At 43.4% G+C, this 16,157-nt stretch carries 26 protein-coding genes; 20 read left to right on the top strand and 6 right to left on the bottom strand.

Annotated elements, in window-relative coordinates; all coding sequences use genetic code 11:
* Positions 1-138: 138 nt before the first annotated feature.
* Positions 139-357, top strand: a complete 219-nt coding sequence (locus tag QMA00_RS06750) for a YdaS family helix-turn-helix protein (RefSeq protein ID WP_215522012.1) — start codon at positions 139-141, stop codon at positions 355-357.
* Positions 354-737 (top strand): hypothetical protein, encoded by a 384-nt coding sequence (locus QMA00_RS06755; protein ID WP_290156546.1) that lies wholly within the window; start codon positions 354-356, stop codon positions 735-737. The genes QMA00_RS06750 and QMA00_RS06755 overlap by 4 nt, the downstream gene beginning before the upstream one ends.
* On the opposite strand, the gene QMA00_RS06760 is transcribed toward QMA00_RS06755, so the two are convergent.
* A complete protein-coding gene (locus tag QMA00_RS06760) occupies positions 730-1,026 on the bottom strand; it encodes a hypothetical protein (RefSeq protein ID WP_290156547.1) in 297 nt (98 codons plus the stop codon). The genes QMA00_RS06755 and QMA00_RS06760 overlap by 8 nt on opposite strands.
* A gap of 96 nt (positions 1,027-1,122) precedes the next feature.
* Between QMA00_RS06760 and QMA00_RS06765 the strand changes: the two genes are divergently transcribed.
* The 13 genes from QMA00_RS06765 to QMA00_RS06825 all read left to right on the top strand — a co-directional run bounded on the left by QMA00_RS06765 (position 1,123) and on the right by QMA00_RS06825 (position 8,214).
* Positions 1,123-1,395 (top strand): AlpA family phage regulatory protein, encoded by a 273-nt coding sequence (locus tag QMA00_RS06765; RefSeq protein WP_272452435.1) that lies wholly within the window; start codon positions 1,123-1,125, stop codon positions 1,393-1,395.
* Between the two features lie 10 nt (positions 1,396-1,405).
* A complete protein-coding gene (locus QMA00_RS06770) occupies positions 1,406-1,696 on the top strand; it encodes a hypothetical protein (protein WP_290156551.1) in 291 nt (96 codons plus the stop codon).
* Positions 1,697-1,710: 14 nt separating this feature from the next.
* Positions 1,711-1,962, top strand: coding sequence for a hypothetical protein (locus QMA00_RS06775; RefSeq protein ID WP_290156554.1), 252 nt, complete (start codon positions 1,711-1,713; stop codon positions 1,960-1,962).
* Between the two features lie 2 nt (positions 1,963-1,964).
* Positions 1,965-2,360: a hypothetical protein gene (locus QMA00_RS06780; protein ID WP_290156557.1), complete on the top strand. Its 396-nt coding sequence runs from the start codon at positions 1,965-1,967 to the stop codon at positions 2,358-2,360.
* A gap of 9 nt (positions 2,361-2,369) precedes the next feature.
* The gene (locus QMA00_RS06785; RefSeq protein ID WP_290156560.1) at positions 2,370-2,957 is read left to right on the top strand and encodes an SAM-dependent methyltransferase; all 588 of its coding nucleotides are present in this window, start codon (positions 2,370-2,372) and stop codon (positions 2,955-2,957) included.
* Between the two features lie 33 nt (positions 2,958-2,990).
* Positions 2,991-3,290 carry a hypothetical protein gene (locus QMA00_RS06790; RefSeq protein ID WP_290156563.1) on the top strand — a complete coding sequence of 100 codons (300 nt, stop codon included), beginning with the start codon at positions 2,991-2,993 and terminating at the stop codon, positions 3,288-3,290.
* Positions 3,287-3,466 (top strand): hypothetical protein, encoded by a 180-nt coding sequence (locus QMA00_RS06795; protein WP_290156565.1) that lies wholly within the window; start codon positions 3,287-3,289, stop codon positions 3,464-3,466. Before QMA00_RS06790 ends, QMA00_RS06795 begins: the two co-directional genes overlap by 4 nt.
* A complete protein-coding gene (locus QMA00_RS06800; RefSeq protein ID WP_290156567.1) occupies positions 3,467-6,604 on the top strand; it encodes a replication endonuclease in 3,138 nt (1,045 codons plus the stop codon).
* Positions 6,605-6,612: 8 nt separating this feature from the next.
* Complete coding sequence (locus tag QMA00_RS06805; protein ID WP_290156568.1) at positions 6,613-6,885, top strand: hypothetical protein; 273 nt, start codon at positions 6,613-6,615, stop codon at positions 6,883-6,885.
* The gene (locus tag QMA00_RS06810; protein WP_290156569.1) at positions 6,878-7,117 is read left to right on the top strand and encodes a hypothetical protein; all 240 of its coding nucleotides are present in this window, start codon (positions 6,878-6,880) and stop codon (positions 7,115-7,117) included. Before QMA00_RS06805 ends, QMA00_RS06810 begins: the two co-directional genes overlap by 8 nt.
* Positions 7,107-7,250 (top strand): hypothetical protein, encoded by a 144-nt coding sequence (locus tag QMA00_RS06815; protein WP_290156572.1) that lies wholly within the window; start codon positions 7,107-7,109, stop codon positions 7,248-7,250. Before QMA00_RS06810 ends, QMA00_RS06815 begins: the two co-directional genes overlap by 11 nt.
* A gap of 3 nt (positions 7,251-7,253) precedes the next feature.
* Positions 7,254-7,640: a hypothetical protein gene (locus QMA00_RS06820; protein WP_290156575.1), complete on the top strand. Its 387-nt coding sequence runs from the start codon at positions 7,254-7,256 to the stop codon at positions 7,638-7,640.
* A 214-nt stretch (positions 7,641-7,854) separates the two neighbouring features.
* Positions 7,855-8,214 carry a hypothetical protein gene (locus QMA00_RS06825; RefSeq protein WP_290156577.1) on the top strand — a complete coding sequence of 120 codons (360 nt, stop codon included), beginning with the start codon at positions 7,855-7,857 and terminating at the stop codon, positions 8,212-8,214.
* 70 nt (positions 8,215-8,284) lie between these two features.
* Here QMA00_RS06825 and QMA00_RS06830 read toward each other — a convergent pair whose 3' ends face one another.
* Positions 8,285-8,530: an ogr/Delta-like zinc finger family protein gene (locus QMA00_RS06830; RefSeq protein WP_290156580.1), complete on the bottom strand. Its 246-nt coding sequence runs from the start codon at positions 8,528-8,530 to the stop codon at positions 8,285-8,287.
* Between the two features lie 342 nt (positions 8,531-8,872).
* Between QMA00_RS06830 and QMA00_RS06835 the strand changes: the two genes are divergently transcribed.
* Both QMA00_RS06835 and QMA00_RS06840 read left to right on the top strand, forming a co-directional pair.
* Positions 8,873-9,124 (top strand): hypothetical protein, encoded by a 252-nt coding sequence (locus QMA00_RS06835; RefSeq protein ID WP_290156583.1) that lies wholly within the window; start codon positions 8,873-8,875, stop codon positions 9,122-9,124.
* Between the two features lie 54 nt (positions 9,125-9,178).
* A complete protein-coding gene (locus tag QMA00_RS06840) occupies positions 9,179-9,523 on the top strand; it encodes a hypothetical protein (RefSeq protein ID WP_290156586.1) in 345 nt (114 codons plus the stop codon).
* Positions 9,524-9,542: 19 nt separating this feature from the next.
* On the opposite strand, the gene QMA00_RS06845 is transcribed toward QMA00_RS06840, so the two are convergent.
* From QMA00_RS06845 to QMA00_RS06860, 4 genes are read right to left on the bottom strand one after another with little or no spacing between them, the layout of a single operon-like run.
* Positions 9,543-9,998, bottom strand: coding sequence for a hypothetical protein (locus QMA00_RS06845; protein WP_290156588.1), 456 nt, complete (start codon positions 9,996-9,998; stop codon positions 9,543-9,545).
* Positions 9,998-10,324: a phage holin family protein gene (locus QMA00_RS06850; protein WP_290156591.1), complete on the bottom strand. Its 327-nt coding sequence runs from the start codon at positions 10,322-10,324 to the stop codon at positions 9,998-10,000. The genes QMA00_RS06845 and QMA00_RS06850 overlap by 1 nt, the downstream gene beginning before the upstream one ends.
* A complete protein-coding gene (locus QMA00_RS06855; RefSeq protein ID WP_290156594.1) occupies positions 10,321-11,385 on the bottom strand; it encodes a phage portal protein in 1,065 nt (354 codons plus the stop codon). Before QMA00_RS06855 ends, QMA00_RS06850 begins: the two co-directional genes overlap by 4 nt.
* On the bottom strand, positions 11,385-13,166 hold the full coding sequence (locus tag QMA00_RS06860) for a terminase family protein (RefSeq protein WP_290156597.1): 1,782 nt from the start codon (positions 13,164-13,166) through the stop codon (positions 11,385-11,387). The genes QMA00_RS06855 and QMA00_RS06860 overlap by 1 nt, the downstream gene beginning before the upstream one ends.
* Positions 13,167-13,357: 191 nt before the next feature.
* On the opposite strand from QMA00_RS06860, the gene QMA00_RS06865 reads away from it, so the two are divergent.
* The 3 genes from QMA00_RS06865 to gpM all read left to right on the top strand — a co-directional run bounded on the left by QMA00_RS06865 (position 13,358) and on the right by gpM (position 16,150).
* The gene (locus QMA00_RS06865; RefSeq protein ID WP_290156599.1) at positions 13,358-14,239 is read left to right on the top strand and encodes a GPO family capsid scaffolding protein; all 882 of its coding nucleotides are present in this window, start codon (positions 13,358-13,360) and stop codon (positions 14,237-14,239) included.
* Between the two features lie 42 nt (positions 14,240-14,281).
* Positions 14,282-15,319 (top strand): phage major capsid protein, P2 family, encoded by a 1,038-nt coding sequence (locus tag QMA00_RS06870; protein ID WP_290156601.1) that lies wholly within the window; start codon positions 14,282-14,284, stop codon positions 15,317-15,319.
* An 87-nt stretch (positions 15,320-15,406) separates the two neighbouring features.
* The gene (gene gpM, locus QMA00_RS06875; protein WP_290156603.1) at positions 15,407-16,150 is read left to right on the top strand and encodes a phage terminase small subunit; all 744 of its coding nucleotides are present in this window, start codon (positions 15,407-15,409) and stop codon (positions 16,148-16,150) included.
* Positions 16,151-16,157 lie beyond the last annotated feature (7 nt).

The raw sequence follows: 16,157 nt of genomic DNA on the forward strand, positions 1-16,157 counted from the left end.
TATTAAAAATCGCTTAAAGTGATAAAAACCGATTATCTGCTTTTTATTTTATTTTGTCTAATCAGTTAAATCGATATTGACATCGGTTTAACTGATGTCTATTATCGGTTTAATTGATAAATACTGCTTGGAGGAAATATGAGCGCCGTAGCAAAAGCAATAGAAATAATTGGTGGCCAAACAAAAGCCGCCAAGCTGTTAAGCACAAAGCAAAACATTATTTGGTACTGGATTAACCGCCACTGCCAAGCCCCAGCGAAATACATCCCGCGTATTTCAGAACTAACAAATGGCGAAGTATCGGTAAACGATTTACTCGCCGATCACCAAAAAACAAACAAGGACGATGCAGCATGATTAATGACATGTTTACTGGATTAGGCATCACAGAAGAGTTGGCAAAAGAAAATTTAGCCCGCAAAAAAAAAGAAAATAAAGATGCGCCTGCTTTTGATGCTGACGCACTGGCGGTTGAGTTTTTTGCACAGCGTAAAGAAAAAGCCAAAGTGGAGTTTGCCATTATAAACGCCATGAGTAGCGCGACCACGTTAACGCCGATTGACTTAGCGGCCATTGCGTTAGGTGTTGCAGTTAAATTTGCGCGCACTGAGGCAAATAAAGGGAAGAGTGTAAATGATATGGCGGCTCTTTTGGCTGATGTTTTTGAAGAAGCCGCACGGCACGAGGATGTATTTGAGCATCCAAGCGCAATTAAAAAAGCATTAGCGCTTATTTAGCCTCTTGTTTTGCAAGGCGCTCGTGAGGGTCTTGAACGAGGTTTGTATAAACAGTGTTTGCCCCTTTAATTGTTAAGTAATACGCGTTTTTTTGGTCGGCTGGGGCGATAAAGCCACTAAGAATTAGTTGTTTTAAGGTGGATTCGTACACCGATGGTGTGATGTACGGCGATTTGTTAACAAATTCAGCCTGTTCAAGTATGCCTTGCTCAGGGAATTGTTTAAACAGTACAGCCATTAGGTTTTTAGACAGGTTATTGAATAATTTAATTTTATCAATTTCCGACATAGGTTTTTCCTCTTTGTTTTGGTTTGTGAATATTCGCACTTGCAACATACCAAAACAGAGAGGGATTTTATAGAAATTAGGTAAGGACGATGCAGCATGAGTCAATCAAATATAGCCGATCACTACCGCCGCAATTTACGCGGCGAAGTTATCACCATTAACGACCGCTACTTACGCCCAGCTGATGTGGCTGAAAAATGCGGTATTCACCGTTCAACAATTTACCGCTTAATAGAGCGCGGCCAGTTTCCTAAATCGCACAAGGCATCAAGCGGCCGTGTGGTGTGGGTTGAAGAAGACATTGAAGAATGGATGCGCCTAGGCGCTGAAAAGTTTCACGAATTTTACGGCAAACAACAAGCAAACTAGGGGCAATTCTATGACTACTGAAAATACAGCATGTAACTGTTTTACCGATTATTTAGATCGCGTTAAAAATCATTTAATTACACAAGTGAAAATACCTGAAGGTGCTAAAGATGTTGAATTTAAATGGCGTGATCAAACTTTTTCTCTAAGCGGCGGTGATAGAGCGCCTGTTAATCCAAGAGTTGAGTTTGAATTTAGGGCGCCAAAAAAGGGCGGTGGACACGCTAAAAATTTGCGCAAAGATTATGTAAGTATTTATGCAAACTACTGCTGCTTCTGCGGTAGAAAGTACGGCAAATAACTAGGAGCAGGGAAATGAGCACATATCAAGCATTTAGCAGAGAAACGTTAAGCAGCTTTAAAACATTAGCTGAGCAATGCCGCTATTTATTGAGCTGCAAAATTAGTGCAACCGCAAACGGTAAAGCACTGCAAGCGCGTGTGGGTGACTTTTTATTGCCTGTTTTTTGCAATGGCGACGAGTACCAAACCATTCAAAAAGCAGTTTTCTGGTTAAAAACTCAAGCCGTCAACTATTTAAACGCAGCTAAACAGCAGGAGATATAACCATGGCAAATGCATTAGTTAAACAAACCGAAAACGCACAACCTGCGCCACTAAAAGCTGTAGAAGGGCGCCACATACCAAAAGGCCTTGCCGAAATAAAAGCGCTTTTAGGAAGTGAGCGCCACACGCCAGAGTACGTTTACACCAAAGTGTTAAGCGAGCAAGAGCGCACTATTGTATGTTTTGCTGCAGGCTTAAAGCGCCATGACCTTGAAAAAGGCTTTGCCAATTTTAACGCCGATACCCGCTTAAAAATTCACAAAGCTATTTTGCAGTTACAAGCATTGGTTAAAGCATTTGTTGATGCTAACGCCATGGCACCGGCTAAGTTTGTGCAAAACGCCCCGCGCGAAGATGCCAACACCGACTATTCACACTTAACCGTTAGTTCACACTAGGGATTGATCATGAGTTCAACTAATCGCGGAACCCAGCGCAATGCAGATGATTACTACGTAACACCGCATTGGCTAATTGAAGATTTTTTAGCGGCATTTGCTGAAAATAATATGTTGGTTTGTTCACCAGATGAAGACCCAAGAGTGTTAGACCCGAGCGCAGGCGGGTGTGAGCAATACCCAATGAGCTACCCAACCGTATTAGAAGAAGAGGGCTTTATTGTTGAAAGCTGGGATATTCGTGCTGATTCACGCGCTGATGTAATTAACTTGGATTTTTTACAGGTAAAGAGTTTAAAAAAACCATACGACATGATCATCACAAACCCACCGTTTAACCAAGCGCAAGCATTTACAGAACATGCACTTGAAATGGTTAAAGAGGGCGGTTTAGTGATTATGCTGCAACGCCTTAATTGGTTAGGTAGCCAAAAGCGTAAACCTATGTGGCAAAAACTGCCATTAGCCGCCGTTTATGTACATAGCAAACGCCCAGGCTTTGACCCAGAAAAACCAAGCAAAACCGATTCTACCGAATACGCCCACTTTGTATTTTGCAAAGGCTACCACCTAGCGCCCGAGCTTTTTGTAATTTAACGCCCAATAACAACACCCAAAGGAATACTAAAAATGAACACTATCAAAGACCAAGATATATCTAAAAACCAGCAATTACTTAAAAGCATTGTTGAACACGCTGTAGACCAAGCCAATTTTACTATTAAAAATTTAGCCAAGCGCCCAACGGTTGCGATGCTGATGGAGTGTGAAAACTGCCTTACTGACCTAATGCCTGTAGTGAAATTAATTGCAGTTGACCACATTGAATACGCGCCAATTTACGACCGTATGAGCGAAACCCTAGACGCAGTACAACGAGGTACTGATTTTGACTTAATTGAACTTGAATTAGACGGCGGTGCAGCATGATTGGCGGTGTAGAACCAGTGCGTTGTTGGATATGTGAAAGTGAAGATAGCGTATCGTTGCATGAGTTTGACGAAAATGGCATTACGGGTAAAGCAGAGCAGGCAGATTTAAACCAGCTTTTACTTTGCGATAGCTGTGCAGAGAACATGCATAAAAAGCAATGCGAGTTTGCATAAATGAGCATGTGGCCCGTTGTAAGTTTTGACGTATGCACAGCGGCTTTAACCATGGTTAAAGCCGTTGACGATGTTGAGCATAGAGCATTTTTAATAAACGGCCTTAGCCGTTTTACTGCGTTCGGCCAATATAAAATGGTTAAGCAGTATATGGCCAAAATTACCCCACCGAGTGATGCCTGGTATAAAGACGAGCCCGTAAACCCAAGCGAAAAAGCAAACGCTTGGCTTTATGATGAGCTTAAAGGTATTGAACACCGCATTGATGTAACCAACCTAAAAATTAGCGCACCGGCTAAAGCGGCACTTAAAAAAGTGCATAACAACAATATTCATAATTTTATTGTTAAAGACATTGTAGAAAGTAAACGTGCACCCAGCATACAAGCCAGCTTTGTGCGCCAAACAGCCAGCAATATGGAGTTTGCACAAAAGCAGCGCAATGTAAAAAAGCAACAACCTGTAACCAGCCAGAATTTACAGCCGCAGGTTGGCGATCAGGTGTCTAAATCGGCAATGTCGGTTATTAACGCAATTGACGATGCTGAAGAAGTAAACTTTATTTACCAATGCCTAAGCAAAGTGCCCAAGCCACTGCAAATGCGAGTGGCTAAGCGTTTTATTAATAAATACGACACCAACTTAAAAAGTGCGGGTAAAGGTAAAAACGAAACCGACGAACAATATAAAAGCCGCTTGCTAAACATTAGCCGTGGCCTTTACGACTTTAGCGGTAATAACACGGGTCATAAAAAGCCGCTATTAACGACCAAAGCTATACGTGCCCATTACAAAGCTAACGACTGGTTGCGCCGCACGGTTAAAACATTAAAGCCACGCCTAAAAATACTTGAGCAAATAACAAGCGCTATGCCATTGCCGTGGCATATATTGGCTAATGCCGATAAAACTAAAAAGCATGCAAATGTATTGGCTATGCAATCGGCTGAAATAATTGCCGATATAGCTAAAGAGCAACCCACATGGGATGCCACTGACATTTATCAAAAGGTGAGCGAGTACGCCGAGCAATTTACTGTGCAGTTACAGTTTGCTGAAAAGGGCGATTACCTGACCGTGCCCGATGCTGAAGTAGCACTGTTAAAAGTGCAAGATCATAAGTGGTGGGCACGTAAACTTAAAACGATTCGTAGCCGTTACCTAGAACACCTAGAAATTGCGACTGGTGAAGTAGGCAAAGACCTATTTACTAGCACAGATAGAAAAGGTAATAAAAGCACCAAGCGCCAAGGCATAAATGCCTATTGCTCAAAGCAAGCAGTTGCTGAATACACCACCAATAGAGAGCGCGGCCAGCGCTACCTAGAAAGCCTAGAATTAGTAAACGAGCAAAACGATGTGATCTCGCTAATGAAAGCGGTTGAAGCAGGCGTTGCCAACCCTGAAAACATGCGTAACGAACTTATGCTGCGCATACGCGAGACCGAAGAACTGGCCGATGAAATGGGCTACACCGGTGGGTTTTATAACATTACAGCGCCGAGTCGTTTTCATGCAAATTCGCCATCGTGGGATGGCTCAACCCCAAAAGACGCCAGCCTTTATTTAAATAAACTGTATTCACAAGCGCGCGCAAAACTAGACCGCCTTGAAATACCATATTTTGGAATAAGGGTAGCCGAGCCACACGCCGACGGTTGCACCCACTGGCACATGCTTTTATGGATGCCAGCGCGTTACTACGACAAGGTTAATCATTTACTACGCCGCTACTTTACCCGCGACGACCGTGAGGTGTTTTTTCAACGTTTTAAAAACCGTAAAGCTTTGCGCGCACGCTACACAAAAGCACGCCGTATTTGGGGTTTAAATAAATCAAAAGGTATTTACACCCGCGCACCGCTTAAAAATTACTTTCCGAGTAGCCCGCGCTACACAGCAATAAAAATGCTACCGGCTACCGTAGATAAAAACGGCAAAAAGTCAGGCGGCGCAGCGGCCTATGTTGCCAAGTACGTAAGTAAAAATATTGATGGTTTTGCACTGGCTAACGAGTTTGACGCCGAAACAGGCGAAAAGCTAACCCAAGCGGTAAACCCAGTTAAAGCGTGGGCCAGTACGTGGGGTATTAGGCAGTTTCAATTTCAAAAATCGCCCTCTATTACTATTTGGCGCGAGTTGCGCCGAGTGCGTGAAGAAGTGCAAGGCAACGAGCAATTAGAACAAATACGCCAAGCTGCCGATAAGGGCGACTTTAAAGCCTTTGTTAATTTAATGGGTGGTTTTGGTATTGGCCGCGATGCGCGTTTTAAACCTGCATACCAACATACCGAATACGGCAATCAATATGCCGAATTTACTAAAACCCTAAAAGGCGTTGAAGACACCTTTGGGCTTTGCACGTTAGTGACTCGCGTTCATACCTGGTCTAAGCAAACCATAGGCACCGCAGCTAATAACAACACCACCGTAATTGGTGGGCAGGATGCTAACAACGTCGGCGCAGCCGACCTATCTTGGACTAGTGGGAATAATCGTACGCCTTTAGCTGTAGGGCATACAGACGCATTATTGCTAGATATGATCGGTTTTACTAAAAAACAGATCGCAAGCGTTAAAAAGGATCTGTTAGCAGGTAAGCGGGTTAAAAATAACGGCCTTATTTACCTAATAAAAGACGGCCATTTAGTCACATTAGACGAAAAAGCGCAGCGCCAAGAGCAGCGCCAGCACGCTATTGACTACATAGCCAATAGCGAAGCGCAAAAACACGCCCCAAATAACGAACAAACCACGGTTAAATGTAAAAACAAGCTTAGCGACTTTAGCCCTGCGCAAATTCAAGCGCTTAACCAAGGCGGCAACGTGATCAGCGGCAATCGCGTGTACTACATGCAAGAGCGCGAACTGCATAGCTTTGAGCAATTAAACATGCAAGCGCCAAAATCGGCTATTAAGCCAACCCCAACCGAAAAACATTACGCATATGCTCGCGAGCTTTACGACTTGGCATTTATGTATGCAGAGCTAGACGGACGCAGCGAACCGTCGAACACCCAATTTAAAAAATACCATGCAGACATTATCGGCGATTTAGATTTAGCCCGATTAGTGCTTGCTGGTGAAGCATCAGCAATCAGCGACAACGATTGGTGGTCACTCGATTTAATGGCGTAGGAGAGAAAATGACTATTCAAATTTCAAAAGTACTCATGCCAAAGGCATGTATTAGTTGCCAGGCGTTTTGCCCAAAGGGGTATGCAGAGGATCAGCACAGCCCGTTTATTACTAAATTCGATAAGCCCGCGCCTAAAACCCAATACGGCCAGTGCGGTAAAACCAATAACAGCGTATTCGCAACCGAAATTTGCACCGGCTATCAGCAAGAACCTAACGCCGATGTAGTTGCAGTAACCAACAGACCACAACCAAAACAACAGGTGAACAGCCATGCATAAAGAAAGTAAACACGATATACACAAAAATAAAATTTACTGTGGAACTGTCATTTTTAATGCGCTTAAAAAGGAAATGGGAGTTTTATATGGTAATGAGTTCAGATTCAAATCTGTAACGATTACCCACGACGGAATGTTACACCCAAGGCAAATGCTTACGCTTGATAAAGAGCTAAAAAAATTATTAAAAGAGCTAGAAGTTAAATTTCAGGAGAGTTGCAATGCTTTATAAAAATTGGTGGGTTCACAACATTATAGCTCACCCAGTAATGCAAATATTTAATGCATTAGGGCGTTTATTTATTTGGTTGGGTAACGCAGTGCATGACAAAACACTACCAGAAAAAACAAGTGATAAGGAGTAACTTATGGCCACAGGTAAAGTAAAAGCGGGTGACGTTTTCAACAACTGGACAGTATTAAACGAAGACCGCCGTAACCGAGGAGTGCAGCATTTTATGTGTAAATGCGTATGCGGCACCACTCGCGTAGTACGTAAAGATAACTTAGGGCTTGTTCAAGGCTGTGGCTGTGATCGCAAAGCTTACAAAGCACGCACGGGTGAAACCAAACCACGCACTAAAAAAACGCGCATTGTGTCACCCAAACCAGTAAGCACACCGGTAAAAATATCACATCATGAAAACCAAGAGCCACGGCCGCAATACCAGCAGCGCAGCAAATCAACCCGCGAGCTATTAGAAGAGCGCTTAGCACAAAAGCAGTTAGAAAAAGAATTAAGCGAATTATGGTGAACCATGAAAGCAACCGTTAAACGCCGCAACTGGGTATTTCACTCAGTTGTTAAACCAAACAAAAGCGAGCAACCAAATGAAACAAAAAGCAGCATTGATGTGGGTATTAAGAGGTTTTTACTTACAAGTAGGCTTTACCTTGTCAGCAGCGGTTTATGAGTTAACCAAACTCGCTGCAAACATTTTATTTTATTAACCAAAAAGGAAACGCACCATGCACCAACAAAATAAACCACTCGACAAAGGCCGTGTAGCCTGTATTGCTGAAAAATACCAGCAAGGCAACACCACCAAAAACCGCTACGCCACATTAGGCCGCGCCACTAAATGGCCGAGCAACAACCAAGGAGGCAGCGAAAGCGTAGAGATAGAGCTCGACACCATGCCAATAAACCACCAAGGCCCGTTAAAGCTGTATATTTTTTGGGATAGCGAAAACCAACAAAACCAAGACCAAAGCCAAGGCTACGCACCGCAGCAATACCAAGGGCAGTATGAACAGCAGCCACCGCCGCAACAATACGCACCACAGCAACCAGCGCCACAACAACAATATGGCAGGCAGCGCCAGTAAAAAATAAAAACAGCACCCACAAAAAAGCCCGTTTAATACGGGCTTTTTAATGCGTGAAATAAAGTAAAAGCTAAAGGCCAACTAATTCCAATTGTTGTTCGCGAGAAAGATTTTTAATTAACGATGCGGCCAATTGCTGAGTGTTTTTAACGGGCGGATTTAAGAAGTGATCGAACGATTGGGTAATACGGAACGTAGCACCGCATTGTTTTGTATTAGTACATGAGCAATATAAATTAACCACATGGGCGCTTTGCTTTTCGCGCGATGTAATTGTTGCTTTAGCTTCGCAATTTGGACATGTAACCCGCGCCATAATAACCACCCATCGTTAATAAAAACAGCTGTCATTATATACAGTGGTTGGTTGCGTTACAAATAACCATTTAACTATTGCCTGAGAATCAACAAGCTAAAAAATTCACTCCTCCTCGCCTTCCGCTTTCGTGCAAAAATGCGTTTAATTGACACCCCCAGTGACAGGCCATTTTGGGCTAGACCTTATAAATAAAGGATCTGAATGACAGTTAAAAAGGATCGTAATGACAAAGGTGTGACAATGTTTGACACAAAGTGACAACAAAAAGATCAAATAGGTGGTTATTTACCTAATATTGAAATATCATTAATTTATTATCAGTTAAGTGATAAATAAATTATGAAATATTTACACAAAGGCTCACAAAGCCAAGAGCGGTTAGATGCACTTTTATCGTTTGGTAAAAGCACCAGTGAAGATATAAAAGCGGCACTCAGTGATTACTTGGTTCGTGGTATTAGTAAGACCAATGCAGCAGCACTTAACTTTGTACCGGCACCAAATTTAACAAGAGCACTTAAGCGCCTTGATGTTGTTGCAGGTAAGGTTGAAGAGGTTAAGGAGCTAGATTGGTCTAGTAGACTTGGTTAATTAAAAAAGCTACCTTGTTATACCTATTACTATGCATTAGAAAAGGATTGAGCAATGTTAGATTTTATTAAGTACGTTTTAAATGAATTAGGTTTAGATGAGCACGCTGAGCCGACAAGAACATCGGTTATGAAATATCATTTTAGGTCCATAGATAAAGATATTCACGTTAATTTTGATTTAATCATAGATGATACCTATTTGGAGTTAACAGAAGAAGATGAAAAAGCATTTCGTGAATTTAGAAGCAAGCAGATATTTGGTGAAAAGCTAGAGAATCTTGAGTCGAGTATAAATAAGGCGGTTAAATTATATATGGCAAAAGCAGAATTAACCAAAGGAAACCAGCAGGGCTCAACATTCAGATTAACAATTGATTTGAAACTAGAAGAAGTTTAAACACCAAAGGCGCTAGCTCCTAACTAGCGCTTTTTTTATTACCGCCTTTGCTCCCCCAAAACGCTCTAAACAATCGCATTAATCCAAGCGTTGAAACGGCAATCCCCACAATTACAAATTCAAAGTACCAGGGCGCGCCAGTGTAGCCCATCGCTTTCCAGCCTTCAGCCATGTACGGCTGCATCACAGGTATAAAGTGACAAACAAACAAACACAAAAAGAATAGAATGATCACTTCATCCATTAAGGTTTTGTCGCGGTTCTTAAGTACCAGCAAGTCATAATCTGCATCGTTTTGCTCGGCTTGCATGCAGCGCCTTGCTTTAGCTTCAAACTGCGCAATTTTAAAATTGTTTTCAGCGCGCGCTACATCGGCGGCCATTTCAGCCGCAATGCGTTTACGCTCAACATAGCCGCCGGTTAAATCGGCTATTGGGTCAGTGATAAATGAAACTAGTGTTTTAAACCAGCCCATTATTTACCGCCCCTAATTAATTTAATAAAGCCCTTTGGGTCTTTGCTAAACGTTTCAATCAATTTATTGATCCCTTCCAAAATGTGCGGGGCCGCATAAGCGGTTACACCAATAACACCCGTTTTTAAGCTTTCATCAAATTGCCGCCACTCGCAAAACATAGCCGCCAAGTAAGCCGCAAAAACAGCAATTAATACACTCATAAAATAATGAAAAAACGTAAACACCTTGCGGTTTAAATACATCTGTATAGCCGCCGCTAAAAAGCTCAACATAAGCAACTGCCCCCACTGTTTAATAAATTCAACTATATCTATCCAGCTCATGCGTCTTCCTTGGGTGTTGGATTAAGGTCTGAATATTCAGGCTCTTTAAATTCAATATGCTGCGCGGCAGGTAAATAATTATTTATACCTAATACATCTTGCTGCAGTGGCACCACTTCATTGTTGTAATAGGCGCGGGTAATTTTATCTAAATCACCAAAGCCAGCACTATCACCAGACGACTGGCCGCTTAGCGCTTCTTGCGCGCGGTGCATACTTAGCATGTCGTTAAGCGTAATTTTTTTAATGCGTTCAAATTCGTCTTTAGTTGATATGTCGCCAACGGGCGTTATCTTTATCGACTTTTCAGCATCGGCCTTATTACTGCGGAAATTAAAAAACAAACTTCTAAAATTACCCACGCCTTTGCTATCGCGTATGGCATTCTTTAGTGCTGTTTCATCGGCATCGCTTAAGTTCGGGTCGGCCATTGAGAATATAAAACCCATGTGCGCACCGTTCTTGTAATAGCGGCGCCTAAATAAAGTGGCATCTTCATTGAGTAAGGCTGATTGAATGCCCCCGTAATATTGCGGTATACCGTAAATACCTTGGGCGGGGTCGTACTCTTTTACGTGAATAACTTCACCGGCATTAAAGTAAATAGGCTCATAGCTGCGATTACTTATTTGTGCATATACGCCGCGCGTATCGGTATAACGCATAGTCAGTGCAGGCAAATGGCGCAGCTTAATAACCTGCCCAAATGAGTTTTTAATAATCTGCAAATAGGCATTACCGCTCCACAACAAATCAAAGCCAAATTTACTTAATGCTTGATGGCTTAAAAGCGGGTTCGGCTTATACCATTTTAAAATCATGTTGCGCTTAAAATACAAAATGGGCCCGTGCTGGGCATTAACGCGCAGCAGTTTAATTAAGCCCTGCAGGCTAATGGGCGGCGCATAAACGCCGTTGCTATCACTAAACACACCAACGTAATCGGTTAGCCGGTTATCTAAACACGGCTCAGGGTCGCCAAAACTAAACGCATCAGTTACCGCAGTTCGTTGGTTATAATTAGGCGCATGGCCGTTGCTTACTTTTAATCGTGGTTTCATTAAGCTGCAATTCCTACAGATGTTTGGCGGCTGTGGGCATTACCGTCCAATGGTTCAAATTTCATGGCATGCATAATCGCCCACGCAATATCGGCATGACCAGTTGTAGCGGTGCGGTTAGTAGCATAGGTAATTTGGTCGCCAACCACTTTACGGCGAATATTAATAAACGAACTGGCAATATTTACCGCGTCCTGATCAAACTCAAGGCGTCGGTTTTTAATTACGTTAATCGCCTTAATAACCAGCTGGTTTTTAATAATGGGGTTGTAATGTATAGGCTCAGCGTTCGGGTAAAATTTAGTGATCATCTCCCACACACCATAACCAATGCCCGTGGTATCAACACCAATGTGTTGCACGTTGTATTTTTCGGTGAGTAGTTTTATCTCGCTGGCCATGGCTTCAAAGTCATTGCCGCTTAAATCAACCGCTTCAAGTAAGCGGAACTTTTCGCCAGGCTTCATAGGTGCACTTAACACAGCAACGCTTGCTTTGTCGCCAAAACGGGCAGGGTCAAAGCCAATAACCACCGGCTTTAATGCGAATGGGCGCTCGGCATCCAAGTCAAAATCATCCCACTTGGTAGAGTCGCCAACACACGCCATAAGCTGTTTAAGATTAAACGCACTGTGCGCATCATCAATAAACTTACACATAAACAAGTTATTAAACTCATCCGTGCTGTATTCGTTTTCAAGTACGCCAATATCAATGCGGTCAAAGCCTGAGTTAACCACATCATGCACAGTCAGCATTTGGCGCCAAATGCCATCATCGCAAAGCCTGCCATTTTTTAAGCTTTTATGGCTAACATCAATCGCAAATTCAGGATCGTTACACGCCTTAGTTTTGCGGTACCATTTACCGTTCCAGTGGTCGTATGCTTCATGGCTAGTAACACTCGGCGTACTAAAATACGTAATACGCAAATGCTTATGCGTTGCCATAGCCTGCGCCAAGCCCCGTAAGCTCTTATATTTAGGAATCCAAAAAACTTCATCTATATATAAATCGCCGCTTTCCGACTGAGCAGTACGCGCATTAGTACTTTTAAAAATAAGCTTAACCGTTTTACCACCGGCTAAATTAAGCACCATTGGTGAACCGGTTAGCTCAACATTAAAATGCTCACGCACCAGCGCCACAATATTGGCCTTAAATACTTCCGCCTGGTCGCGGCTCGCCGATATAAATATTTTATTGCGGCCATTAATAATTGCATCAACAAAGGCTTCAAACGCAAAGTAAAAAGTAGCCCCAATTTGGCGGGGCTTTAAAATAAAGCGGGTGCGGTGATCTTGGTTTTCAAACCAATGTTTTTGGTGAGGGTAAAGCAGTTTATCTTTAAGCTCGTTGAGCATATCAAGCGTAATGCCAGAGCAATCATTTTTCTTTTTCTTCTTCGACTTTTTGCCGCTGCCACTATTGCCAGCGGCCGCATCGTCATTGTTAGCGCGTTGTTTAGGAGCAGGCGCCAGCTTGCTTTTATTAAGCGCGCACAGCTGGCGCGTGCAAAAGTCTAGCTCTTTATATTCAGCATCGGTTTTATTGTCTTTATCGGCTAACAAATTAATGCGGCGACTAAACGCCATTTCGGCATTATACGTTGGGCACATGTCAGCCCAGTTCTCAGCTTCAGACCAACGCCTAATACTGCGCGCACTGGGCATGCCTGCTAAGTCGGCTATTTCTTCATAGGTATAGCCCTCAACAACATACAAATCCTGTGCTTTTTTGCGTATCTCTGGTCCGTAATTAGCCTTCATAGCGCGCCACATTAATTAATCCATGGCGGCAGTGTATTAGTAATAAAGCGCGTAATCTGTCTGTTAAAAACCTGCCCATTCCTAAAAGCTAAATATAGGAATTTCAAAAAGTTAAACCGTTGGAAAGGTAAAAAAGGAGGGTGCAAACTGCAGTTACTTTAAAGCATAAAGCTTAATTAAAAAACATTTAAAAGGTTTGTTATATGCCAGGTCAACTACGTACAAAACCATTATCAATTGCCGCCGTTGGCATGACCGTCGACGGCCGAGAAATAACCGAACAAGACGTAGCCGACATTGTAGAAACCTACAACCCCCGCAAATATGGCGCACGCATAAACCTAGATCACGAATTCAACTGGTCAGGCTGGGCCGCTAAAAACCTACACAACGTAGATATACCCGGTATGCTCGGCGACGTAGTAAGCGTAGAAGCATACGAAAACGAAGATGGCATAACGTGCCTATACGCCGTACTCGCACCCAATCAAGGGTTTGTAGCATTAAACAAAGCCGACCAAGCGGTTTACTTTAGTATCGAAATTAACCGCGACTTCATGGGCACTGGCAAAACCTACCTAACCGGCCTTGCTGTAACCGACTATCCAGCAAGCTGCTACACAGACCGCATTCATTTCAGTAGTAAGAGCAAAGCAGACGACACGGAAGTCTCTTTATTAACCGTTGACTTAGGGTCATGTGAGCCTATCGACACACCTAAAAAACCCTTTTTTAAACGACTATTCGCAAAGGAAGAACCCGACATGAAACCAGAAGAATTAGCCACCGCGTTAAAAGACGCACTCGGCACACCACTTGAGCAGTTTAGCCAAAAGCTAGACGGACTAACAGCAAAGCTCGATTCGTTTTCAACAACAAAAGTTGACGACGAACAAGAAACCGCCCAGCCAGCCGAAGAGCCAGCGGCGCTTACAAAGCTTAAAGAAGAGCTATCAAGCACAAAAACCGCATTGGACGAACTTAACGACAAGTTTGCCAAGGCATTAAAAACACCTGCGGGTGACACAACCAACGCCGACGAAGAACACGAAGGCGACGAAGGCAAATACAGCAACTGCTTGTAATTGCCGCACCCTAAATTAACTTAGCAAAACGCAGGAACGAAAATGAGAACCAGAACAAAACAACTCTTTACCGCAGTACTAGCAGGCATGGCCAGCAACTACGGCGTAGCATCAATGAGCGAGCAATTTAACGTAGAGCCAACAACTGAGCAGCGCCTATACGACGCAACGTACGACTCAGTAGAATTTCTACAATTAATCAACACCGCACTAGTAGACGACATCGTAGGCCAATCGGTAATTATGAGCGTAGACGGCGGCGTAACAGGTCGCGCCGGTGTAGAAACCGACGACACCAAAGAGCGCCAAACACGCGACGTAGCAGGCCTTGCCAATCGCGAATACCGCTGTTACCCAGTCGAATGTGACATTCACTTATCGTGGGCAAAAATGGATCAGTGGTCAAAGTTCCCCGACTTTCATCAGCGTTACCGCAACCATGTGCGCCAAGCAATTGCACTCGACATTATTAAAATTGGCTTTAATGGTACATCAGCTGCCAACACTACCGACATTGCAACCAACACCATGCTACAAGACGTAAACATCGGTTGGTTACAGCTGCTACGCCGCGACGCACCCGAGCGTGTAATTACCGAAGGTGCAACCGTTGATGAAATTCGCATTGGTGCCGGTGGCGACTACGAAAACCTAGACCAAGCCGTGCACGATGCACTGCAAGGCATCCCCGTTCACAAGCGTGTAAACATGGTGGCCATTATTGGGGACGAGCTATTAGCGCAAGATAAAAACAAGCTATACGCCAAACAAGCACACACGCCAAGCGAAAAAACTAAAATCGAATTGCAGCAAGTTATCGACACTTACGGCGGCCTAGCTAGCTATAAAATTCCGTTCTTTCCAGAGCGCGGCATTTTAATTACCAGCTTTGAAAACCTAAGTCACTACGTACAAGCAGGCTCAACCCGCACCCACGTAGAAGACAACGCCAAAAAGAAACGCGTTGAAGACTACCTATCGCGCAACGATTGCTACTACGTCGAAGACCTTGAAAAAGCAATGTACTTCGAGTCAGCAAACATCAAGTTGCCAAACTCAGCAGGCGACGCCTGGGTATAACCGCCTAATTTATTAGCGCAGCAATTAGCCGCCCTTTTATCCCGAGTTTCAGGGCGGCTTTTTTTAACCAAATAAGAGTGTTTTTAAATGAGCTTAGTCAAAAAATCATTAGCCAAAGCAGTAAGCAGTGTACCAACTAGCACTGAAAATAAAGCGCCAACGGCAGCGGCTAACGCCACTCAAGCCAACGCGCCAGCAACCGTAAACAAGCAAACCGAGTACCAGCTTTATGTAGCAGCTATAGAATCCGACCTGGCTCAACTAAAAACATTTACCGATATTGCAGATAAAGCCAGCTACAAATCAGAAGCGCTAGAGCGCCAAGACTACCTAGCATACATAAACCAATACCGCCTAAGCGGCCAAAACCACCACAACAAAGTGCTGGCATGGGTGTTTATTTGGCTAGTTGATTTAAAACGCTGGGATGCAGTAATGGACTTATTGCCATTAATGATCGAGCAAAAGCAACCACTGCCAACCGTGTTTAACACCAAGCACTGGGCAGCGTTCGTTATCGACCAACTCTACGACGATGCAAATTACTACCTAGCACAATCAAAACAGCAAGAGCTGCACGACATTGGCTTTATTCTGCACCGCTTAATTAATGCAGTTAAAAACCAAGACTGGGCAGGGCTAGAAGTCGTCGGCGGAAAGCTTTACGCCATAGCCGCAAAAGTTAACAAAGCACAGCTTAACCTAGGTAACGCGCTTTACTTTGCCGAAATGGCCCAAAGCATTAACGACAAAGCAGGCGTTAAAACCCTGATAAAAGAATTGCAAAAAATAATTAAACCAGCGGAGCCAGAACAGCAAACCGCTAACTAGCTCCAAC

Source organism: Pseudoalteromonas sp. APC 3694 (genome assembly GCF_030407565.1).
GTDB classification, from domain to species: Bacteria; Pseudomonadota; Gammaproteobacteria; order Enterobacterales; family Alteromonadaceae; genus Pseudoalteromonas; species Pseudoalteromonas tetraodonis.

Excerpts from the sequence above, each read along its gene's own strand:
- QMA00_RS06750 (WP_215522012.1), top strand. The coding sequence starts at position 139 with ATGAGCGCCGTAGCAAAAGCAATAGAAATAATTGGTGGCCAAACAAAA.
- QMA00_RS06755 (WP_290156546.1), top strand. The coding sequence starts at position 354 with ATGATTAATGACATGTTTACTGGATTAGGCATCACAGAAGAGTTGGCA.
- QMA00_RS06760 (WP_290156547.1), bottom strand. The coding sequence starts at position 1,026 with ATGTCGGAAATTGATAAAATTAAATTATTCAATAACCTGTCTAAAAAC.
- QMA00_RS06765 (WP_272452435.1), top strand. The coding sequence starts at position 1,123 with ATGAGTCAATCAAATATAGCCGATCACTACCGCCGCAATTTACGCGGC.
- QMA00_RS06770 (WP_290156551.1), top strand. The coding sequence starts at position 1,406 with ATGACTACTGAAAATACAGCATGTAACTGTTTTACCGATTATTTAGAT.
- QMA00_RS06775 (WP_290156554.1), top strand. The coding sequence starts at position 1,711 with ATGAGCACATATCAAGCATTTAGCAGAGAAACGTTAAGCAGCTTTAAA.
- QMA00_RS06780 (WP_290156557.1), top strand. The coding sequence starts at position 1,965 with ATGGCAAATGCATTAGTTAAACAAACCGAAAACGCACAACCTGCGCCA.
- QMA00_RS06785 (WP_290156560.1), top strand. The coding sequence starts at position 2,370 with ATGAGTTCAACTAATCGCGGAACCCAGCGCAATGCAGATGATTACTAC.
- QMA00_RS06790 (WP_290156563.1), top strand. The coding sequence starts at position 2,991 with ATGAACACTATCAAAGACCAAGATATATCTAAAAACCAGCAATTACTT.
- QMA00_RS06795 (WP_290156565.1), top strand. The coding sequence starts at position 3,287 with ATGATTGGCGGTGTAGAACCAGTGCGTTGTTGGATATGTGAAAGTGAA.
- QMA00_RS06800 (WP_290156567.1), top strand. The coding sequence starts at position 3,467 with ATGAGCATGTGGCCCGTTGTAAGTTTTGACGTATGCACAGCGGCTTTA.
- QMA00_RS06805 (WP_290156568.1), top strand. The coding sequence starts at position 6,613 with ATGACTATTCAAATTTCAAAAGTACTCATGCCAAAGGCATGTATTAGT.
- QMA00_RS06810 (WP_290156569.1), top strand. The coding sequence starts at position 6,878 with ATGCATAAAGAAAGTAAACACGATATACACAAAAATAAAATTTACTGT.
- QMA00_RS06815 (WP_290156572.1), top strand. The coding sequence starts at position 7,107 with ATGCTTTATAAAAATTGGTGGGTTCACAACATTATAGCTCACCCAGTA.
- QMA00_RS06820 (WP_290156575.1), top strand. The coding sequence starts at position 7,254 with ATGGCCACAGGTAAAGTAAAAGCGGGTGACGTTTTCAACAACTGGACA.
- QMA00_RS06825 (WP_290156577.1), top strand. The coding sequence starts at position 7,855 with ATGCACCAACAAAATAAACCACTCGACAAAGGCCGTGTAGCCTGTATT.
- QMA00_RS06830 (WP_290156580.1), bottom strand. The coding sequence starts at position 8,530 with ATGGCGCGGGTTACATGTCCAAATTGCGAAGCTAAAGCAACAATTACA.
- QMA00_RS06835 (WP_290156583.1), top strand. The coding sequence starts at position 8,873 with ATGAAATATTTACACAAAGGCTCACAAAGCCAAGAGCGGTTAGATGCA.
- QMA00_RS06840 (WP_290156586.1), top strand. The coding sequence starts at position 9,179 with ATGTTAGATTTTATTAAGTACGTTTTAAATGAATTAGGTTTAGATGAG.
- QMA00_RS06845 (WP_290156588.1), bottom strand. The coding sequence starts at position 9,998 with ATGGGCTGGTTTAAAACACTAGTTTCATTTATCACTGACCCAATAGCC.
- QMA00_RS06850 (WP_290156591.1), bottom strand. The coding sequence starts at position 10,324 with ATGAGCTGGATAGATATAGTTGAATTTATTAAACAGTGGGGGCAGTTG.
- QMA00_RS06855 (WP_290156594.1), bottom strand. The coding sequence starts at position 11,385 with ATGAAACCACGATTAAAAGTAAGCAACGGCCATGCGCCTAATTATAAC.
- QMA00_RS06860 (WP_290156597.1), bottom strand. The coding sequence starts at position 13,166 with ATGTGGCGCGCTATGAAGGCTAATTACGGACCAGAGATACGCAAAAAA.
- QMA00_RS06865 (WP_290156599.1), top strand. The coding sequence starts at position 13,358 with ATGCCAGGTCAACTACGTACAAAACCATTATCAATTGCCGCCGTTGGC.
- QMA00_RS06870 (WP_290156601.1), top strand. The coding sequence starts at position 14,282 with ATGAGAACCAGAACAAAACAACTCTTTACCGCAGTACTAGCAGGCATG.
- gpM (WP_290156603.1), top strand. The coding sequence starts at position 15,407 with ATGAGCTTAGTCAAAAAATCATTAGCCAAAGCAGTAAGCAGTGTACCA.